The following is a 1,238-nucleotide window of genomic DNA, read 5'->3' as shown; positions in this document are numbered from 1 at the left end:
GCCATTTGCTGGGTGTTTTGCGTGGGGGCCATGGGCTGGGCGACTCCGGGGTAAGGTGGGGGCTGGGGGGGAACGCGGTATTTTACTTGCCGAATGGAATGGCCCCCACGGTCGCCCACTTCGTGTGGCTCCCTGCCCCCCGAGGTGGTGCGCTTTGCCTGGGGGCGGCCCGGCGGCAAAACAGGCCCCCACGGTCGCCCACTTCGTGTGGCTCCCTGCCGCAAAAAGTAATCTACAGTCGCGTCATCCATGCAAGGCCTTCACCTCACCGCCGACCTGACCCGCTGCCAGTGCGAAAGCGCCTGGCTCACCGACGCCGCACGTCTGCTCGCCCGCTGCGCGCAAGAAGTCTTGCATGCAGGCTTGCAACCAGTGAACCAGTTGGCCCACAGCTTCCCCGCCACCGCGCAGGGTCCGGGGGGTGTAACCGCCACGGTGCTGCTGGCCGAATCCCACCTGTGTGTGCACACTTGGCCCGAGCAAATGGGTGTGACGGTGGATGTGTATGTGTGCAACTTTGGCGCTGACCACTCGGCCAAGGCACATGCGCTGATGGAGGCAATGGTGGCGCTGTTCGCGCCACAGAAGGCGCTGCGCCAGGCGCTGCAAAGGGGCTGAGCGGAGGCGAGCGCCGCCGGGCCGCCCCAAGGCGCGAGAGCCCCCTCGGGGGGCAGCGACCCGCAGAGCAGCGGAGCGTGGGGGCAACTCTTCTAGTCGTTCAGCCGCACGGGCGGCGCAAACCAGGCAAAAACTCCCAGCGCCAGCAGCAGGCTGGACACCCACACCAGCATGCGCCAGCGCTTGCCACCGACCTTGATGATCTCGATGCTGTCGATGAACACCGTCTCGCAGGCCCCGTTGCCGGTGTCCGTTCGCACGGTACTGGTGCCGCGTCGAAAGTCCATGCCATGCTGGTGCGCGTACTCTGCCAGGTGCCCGCGAAAATGGATCTGGTCCCCCACGCGCACCGTACGTAGCTTCTTGGCTAAACCCGGCTGGTCAGTCAGCAAGTGGTTGTTGGATATGGCGGTCTGGTCAAAGGCGGCATAGGCCTGGTCCGACCAGGTGCTGAAATTGCATGTGAATTGCCCGCTGGAAAAGTGGATGTCCGCGTATGACCCGTTGCGCGCATTGTTGCCCCAGACCACACACAGGTCCACGATGTTGAGGTTGTCGTTCCACTCCCGGTGCAGGTAGTCCCACCAGGTTTTGGCATCGTGTTTGCTGACGACCAGGCC

2 protein-coding genes are annotated in these 1,238 nt (G+C 64.5%); one reads left to right on the top strand and one right to left on the bottom strand.

Annotation, left to right across the window (positions count from 1 at the left end):
- Positions 1-249 precede the first annotated feature (249 nt).
- Positions 250-618, top strand: coding sequence for an S-adenosylmethionine decarboxylase family protein (locus AC097P_RS24235; protein ID WP_479612976.1), 369 nt, complete (start codon positions 250-252; stop codon positions 616-618).
- A gap of 92 nt (positions 619-710) precedes the next feature.
- Here the strand turns inward: AC097P_RS24235 and AC097P_RS24230 are convergent.
- The coding region (locus AC097P_RS24230) for a hypothetical protein (RefSeq protein ID WP_479612975.1) at positions 711-1,238 on the bottom strand (528 nt) is incomplete at its 5' end.

This window comes from Rhodoferax sp. ZS1R8 (assembly GCF_056521325.1).
The sequence above is the reverse complement of the archived record's forward strand: the minus strand, read 5'-3'. Positions and strand labels throughout refer to the sequence as shown.